The organism is Rhodopirellula europaea 6C (genome assembly GCF_000338295.1).
GTDB lineage: Bacteria > Planctomycetota > Planctomycetia > Pirellulales > Pirellulaceae > Rhodopirellula > Rhodopirellula europaea.
The window spans coordinates 1-6,114 of sequence record NZ_ANMO01000098.1 but is presented as its reverse complement, the minus strand read 5'-3'; the positions used below and the strand labels follow the sequence as shown (position 1 = coordinate 6,114).

The window sequence follows — 6,114 nt, the reverse complement described above, 5'->3', positions numbered from 1 at the left end:
AGCTTGGTTGTCACGTACTGGGACAACCAGGCACCAAAGCCCAACGCGGACAGATAGACACCGATGATGAGCGAGAACTGGGTGACCGAATCACCCAGCAGATAGCTTGCCAACGTCCCCGCCAACAACTCGTAAATCAACCCGCACGTCGCAATGACGAGCACGTTGAGGTACAGCAGGTGCAACGGGGCGCGATGGATCACTGGCTAGTCAATCAAGCTCAACCGCGAAGGTTTCGCAGAACCGTCGGCAGAATCCCACCGTTTTGGTAGTACTGCAGCTCGACCGGAGTATCGATGCGAACGCGGCACTGGAACTCGGTTTTCGTGCCGTCTTCCGCCGTGGCAACGACGGTGATCAACGAACGAGGCTCGAGGTCGTTGGACAGGCCATCGATGTCGTAGCTTTCCTCACCGGTCAAACCGAGTGACTGCCACGAACCGCCTTCGGCGAATTCCAAAGGCAACACGCCCATGCCGACCAAGTTGCTTCGGTGAATGCGTTCGAAGCTGGCCGAGATGACAGCTTTGACGCCCAACATCATCGTTCCCTTGGCGGCCCAGTCACGGCTACTGCCGGTCCCGTATTCTTTGCCGGCCAGAACGATCAACGGCACCTCGTCCGCTTGGTACTTCATCGACGCATCGTAGATGCTCATCGTTTCGCCGGTCGGCAAGTAACGGGTCACACCGCCTTCTGTGCCGGGTGCCAGTTGGTTGCGAATGCGAATGTTGGCAAACGTGCCACGAACCATCACGCGGTCGTTCCCGCGACGCGAACCGAACGAGTTGAATTCGCGAATCGGCACACCGTTTTCTTGCAAGTAACGTCCGGCAGGTCCGTCGGTCGCGATCGCACCGGCGGGTGAAATGTGGTCGGTCGTGACCGAATCACCGAGCAATGCCAACACCTTTGCACCCTTGATCGGAGCGATGTCCGGCACGGCTTCCGCGGTGACGCTGTCCAAGAACGGTGGGTGGTGAATGTAGGTGCTCTTTTCGTCCCACGGATACAACGCTCCACCCGCCGCTTCGATGGCGTTCCACATGTCGTTGCCCGACACGGCGGCTTCGTATTCGTTGGTGAACATCTCGGGCTGCATGCAAGACGCGATGGTTTCGCGAATTTCTTCGGCCGATGGCCAAACGTCTTTCAGGAACACATCTTCGCCGCTTGCATCTTTGCCAAGCGGTTCGGTGTTCAGGTCGATGTCAGTCGTTCCGGCCAAAGCGTAAGCAACGACCAACGGTGGGCTGGCCAAGTAGTTGGCCTTTGTCAGCGGATTGACCCGACCTTCGAAGTTTCGGTTGCCAGACAGAACGGCCGATGCGATCAAGTCGCCTTCTTGGATGGCCGAGGCGACGGCTTCTGGCAAAGGTCCTGAGTTGCCGATGCAGGTCGTGCATCCGTAGCCAACCGTGTTGAAACCGAGCTTGTCGAGCGATTCGGACAAACCGGCTTTGTTCAAGTAATCCGTCACGACTCGCGAACCAGGAGCCAGCGACGTTTTCACGTGAGCCGGCACGGTCAAACCGCGTTCCGCTGCCTTCTTGGCCAACAATCCCGCACCAACCATCACCGATGGGTTGGACGTGTTCGTGCAAGACGTGATGGCTGCGATCACGACGGCGCCGTGCGTGATGTCCGAGCTGGCACCATTGTTCGAAACATGTCCGGTACGTTTCAGATCCTCAGGAGCCAACCCGAATCCGGAGGCACCGACGGGAGCGGTCAACGATTCATTGAACGCCTTCTTCATCGTGGCCAATGGCACACGGTCTTGTGGGCGTTTTGGCCCAGCCATGCTGGGTTCGACCGTCGACAAATCGAGCGACACGATTTTGGTGTAGTTCAGTGTCGGTGCGTCATCGAGACGGAACAAACCTTGTTCTTTGCAGTAGCGTTCGACCAGTTCGACGTTTTCTTTGCTGCGGCCGGTCTGACGCATGTAGTGCAGCGTCAGATCGTCAACGGGGAAGAATCCCATCGTGGCACCGTACTCAGGAGCCATGTTGGCGATCGTGGCTCGGTCAGCGACGCTCATCGCGTTCATGCCCGTTCCGAAGAACTCCACAAACTTGCCCACCACGCCTTCGGCACGCAGGATCTCGACGACTCGCAACACCATGTCCGTCGCAGTCGCACCCGATGGCAACTCGCCGGTCAGTTCAAAACCAATGACTTCAGGCATCAACATGTAAAGCGGTTGACCGAGCATGTTGGCTTCGGCTTCGATGCCACCAACGCCCCATCCCAAAACCCCCAAACCATTGATCATGGTCGTGTGCGAGTCGGTGCCGACCAGCGTGTCGGGCATCGCCACGGGGCCTTGCTCGTCTTTGCCCATCGCAACAACGCGAGCGAGGTATTCCAGGTTGACTTGGTGAACGATCCCGACATTGGGTGGAACCACGCCGAAGTTATCGAACGCTTGTTGGCCCCAACGGAGGAACTCGTAACGCTCTTTGTTGCGTTCGAATTCACGCTCGACGTTTTGGACCAAGGCGCCATCGCTGCCGAAGAAGTCGACTTGCACCGAGTGGTCGATGACCAGGTCGACTGGGATCAGCGGATTGATTTTGTTCGGATCGCCACCGATTCGTTCCATGGCCGAACGCATCGCGGCCAAGTCGACCACGGCGGGAACGCCCGTGAAATCCTGTAAGACAACTCGGTAAGGTTTGAAGGGCACCTCGTGAGGGGCAACCGCTTTCGCGTCCCAACCGGCGAGGTTCTTGACATCGTCCTCACTGATTTGGAAACCGTCGCAGTTTCGCAGCACGGCTTCCAACAGCACGCGGATCGAGAACGGCAAGCGGTCAATTTGCCCCAAGCCTCGTTTCTGGAGCGTCTCCAAGCGATACATCGCTGCAGAGCCGGATCCGGTTTCAAATTGTTCGCGTGCGCCGAAGATATCCGCAGTCACTGCATGGTTTCCTGTTGTCGAATTGCCGAAAAGTGCCGAGCGGCCAACAGTTTAGCAATGCGTCTCGGAAAACCGTAGTGGTGGAATCAAACCATCCGCATCCGTTGCCATTTGCCCTGCAAAAAGCGTCCGGCCATGACGATTGCGAGGGTGCAGACCCAACCCGTAATCACCCACCACCACCAATCCAACGCCACTAATGCCGTCGCCTGCCCATCCGGGTCCTGAAAACGAGCCGCGACAGGTTGCCACACCGTTCCCACGATCACCGCCACAAACGACACCGTCAAACCCGCCAACAACACGAACCAGGTGTCGCCCGCCCCACGCAAGGCTCCCGCCAAAATCAACTGAGTCGCATCCAAAATCACGTAGATCGCGACGAAGCCCAGCAGTTTCTCGGCAATCTCAAACGCGACTTCGCTGTCCACACCCGTCGGCGACAGCGAATACAACGCGATCAAGCCTCCAGGTGCGAACACGTACGCGATCGCCCAGACCAACGAATACGCCCAGCCAACGATCAATGCCGCGATCACACAACGAATCGCGGGACCGGGGCCGGTTCGAATCAAGTGCTGACCAACCAAAACCGATGCGGCGATCGACATGCCGACCAAAGGGATGAAAGCGATCATGTTGAAATTGATCGCCATCGTGGTGGCTTGCAGGGGAACGTCACCAAGTCGACCGATTTGCAAAACGATGACGGTGAAGCCGCCCGCTTCGGTCACGTACATCAGACCCGCCGGCAAGCCAAAGTAAATCAGTCGCTTCATCATACGGCGGTTCAACCGGATGCCGCGAAGGATTCCGTACCGCTCTCGCTCGACAGGCTTCATCAACAACACGGCATAGCAAACCGCTTTGAACCAAAACGACAACGTGCTGGCGATGGCGGCGCCGGCGATGCCCAGTTCCATGAACCGCAACCCAGTCTCGGGATCGGGTGAGCCGATTCCAAAGATTAACAACACGTCGAGCACCAAGTTCAACACGCCCGATGCCAACGAAACCAGCATGATCGTGCGAGTCCGGTGCGTGCCGCTGTAGAAGCCTGAGAGAGCCGTTTGCAACACTTCACCCGCACCACCCCACATCAAAATGCGGAAGTAAGCCGCCTGCATCGGAATCAGATGCTCGGGTTGGTCCGTGAATTGAAACAAGGTCTCACCAAAGCTGCCCACCAAAATGAAAAACGGCAGCGTCGCGAGAGCAAACCAAGTCGCTTGCCAAAGCAATTGGCCGACTCGTTTGGGTTGGTCGGCTCCGATGTATTGGCTGATGATCGCACTGGTCATCGACGCGATGCCGACGAAAACGCAAACACAAACCCAGAACAAATTGCCCGCCGCCATCGCTGCTCCCATCTGTGATGGCTCGTGCCATAGCAGCAGCGTTCGGTCGACAAAAAGAACCAGCGAAAACATGCCGGTGCTGACCATCAACGGAACCGCAACGCGAAGAACTTCCTTGAGCGCGGAAATCATGAAGGGGAGATCGAGTGAGAGTGGGTGTGCGTCAGGAAGCGGAGTGCGAGTCGAATTGTCGGTCACGCGAAAGGGTGCCGGGTTCGCGAAGAATTTGGAAGATGCGGCACTCGTTGTGATTCCGATTCGCGGGCGAGTCCTCCCGCAGGCGAATCAGACCATGCTGGCTCGGACTCAGGCAATGAGGACTCATCGCGTTCATCCGCCGGCAGGTTAAGCTAAATCGCATGAAACACTTCGCTCTGATATCACTGGCCGCCTTCGTCATCTTGATGGGGACATGTTGGATGACCAATCGGTTCGCACCGCACTTGGTTCCCGACTCCCCCAGCTACACCGAGTACTCGTTCGAATCCGCCGAAGGAATCGCCACCCAAATCCGAACGCCCGGCTACCCGGCTCTCGTGCAATTCGCGAAAACGCTGGCAAATGCCAGTGCAGATCAATGTTTTTGGACGAATCAAGCCTTGGTGATTCTTCACATCGCCTTGCAAGCCATCGCGGTCGGCTTTCTGGCGGTCGAACTGGCGGCCTGGAATTTTTCGCGGCGAACGATTGTCATCGCCGCCAGCGTTTTCGCGATCGGTTGCACGTTCTGGGATCACGTCAACACGATCGCGACGGATGCGCCCGCCATGTCGCTGGCCGCTATGATCGGAATCAGTGTGCTGCGAATCTGGCGAACTGATTTGACACCGCGAATTTGCATCGCGATGGGCGTCCTGACCACCATCGTCATCGCCATCCGCCCCGCGTACCTGTTCCTGATCCCTTGGTTGATGCTCAGCGTCTTCGTGCGTCCGAACGACATGTTTTCACGGCGTCTGATTCAAGCGATCGCGGTCGGCAGCGTGCCCGTGCTCGCGTTGCTCGCGTGGTGCACGTTTCGCGGGGTCACGGTGGACGACTTTGGCGTGCTGCCGTTTGGTCATCAAAACATGGCCGCCGTGACGACTCAGTTGCTCGACGCGGAAGAACTCGAGGCGTTGCCAGGTCGACTGGGCGAACTTGGGAAAGAGATTGCCGATCGCCGCATTGAAATGGCAGCCGGTGACCGAGCTGCCGCCGATGGTTTGGACCTTCGCCCAATTGTCGATGCCGCCCCGCGAGCGGACTCGTACACGACGATCGAAAATCGATGGGACGCGATGACCTACATGGTCGTGATCCCAGCTGCCGAAGCGGTCGCGAACCAGTCGCCGGAAGTTTCCGATAAATCACCTGGATTGCAACGAGTCCATCAACACCAGTTGTTGGCCGAACTCGATCGAACGATCGTTCGCAGCTATCCCGTTCGATACTTCCGCTGGATCGCACTTGCTATGCGCCGTGGTGTCTGGGGATCGGTGGCTGACATGCTGATGCATCCCATCTTTTTTGTCGTCACTGTTGGACTGGTCGTCGCCGCCTGTGTTGCATCGATCCGTTTCAATCCAATGAAGACGGCTGAACCATTTCGCGCGCATGCATCCAACCAAGCTGGGCTGGCCGCGTTGACTTGGTTGGCACTCAGCTACTGGCTGTTCAAGATCGCGTTTGTGTCGCTCACCAGCCCGCCGATCGGACGCTTCTCCGACGCCGCCGCCGTGTGGTTGCCCGTTTGGATCGCCGTCATGCTGGCCAGTCAAATCCGCCAAAAACCACTCCCCACCCCGTAGGCCAGGTTCCACCTGGCAAGGTGAAACGCGTGGTCACAGC

3 protein-coding genes and 1 pseudogene are annotated in these 6,114 nt (G+C 57.8%); 1 reads left to right on the top strand and 3 read right to left on the bottom strand.

The window, feature by feature from the left end:
• From RE6C_RS09580 to RE6C_RS09570, 3 genes and pseudogenes are all read right to left on the bottom strand, one after another.
• Positions 1-203 (bottom strand): annotated as a pseudogene (locus RE6C_RS09580) (polyamine aminopropyltransferase); the annotation flags it as partial.
• A gap of 17 nt (positions 204-220) precedes the next feature.
• Positions 221-2,926 carry an aconitate hydratase AcnA gene (gene acnA, locus RE6C_RS09575; RefSeq protein WP_008656044.1) on the bottom strand — a complete coding sequence of 902 codons (2,706 nt, stop codon included), beginning with the start codon at positions 2,924-2,926 and terminating at the stop codon, positions 221-223.
• An 86-nt stretch (positions 2,927-3,012) separates the two neighbouring features.
• A complete protein-coding gene (locus RE6C_RS09570; RefSeq protein ID WP_008656043.1) occupies positions 3,013-4,416 on the bottom strand; it encodes an MATE family efflux transporter in 1,404 nt (467 codons plus the stop codon).
• Between the two features lie 227 nt (positions 4,417-4,643).
• Between RE6C_RS09570 and RE6C_RS09565 the strand changes: the two genes are divergently transcribed.
• Positions 4,644-6,074 carry a hypothetical protein gene (locus RE6C_RS09565; protein ID WP_008656040.1) on the top strand — a complete coding sequence of 477 codons (1,431 nt, stop codon included), beginning with the start codon at positions 4,644-4,646 and terminating at the stop codon, positions 6,072-6,074.
• Positions 6,075-6,114 lie beyond the last annotated feature (40 nt).

Excerpts from the sequence above, each read along its gene's own strand:
- RE6C_RS09565 (WP_008656040.1), top strand. The coding sequence starts at position 4,644 with ATGAAACACTTCGCTCTGATATCACTGGCCGCCTTCGTCATCTTGATG.
- RE6C_RS09570 (WP_008656043.1), bottom strand. The coding sequence starts at position 4,416 with ATGATTTCCGCGCTCAAGGAAGTTCTTCGCGTTGCGGTTCCGTTGATG.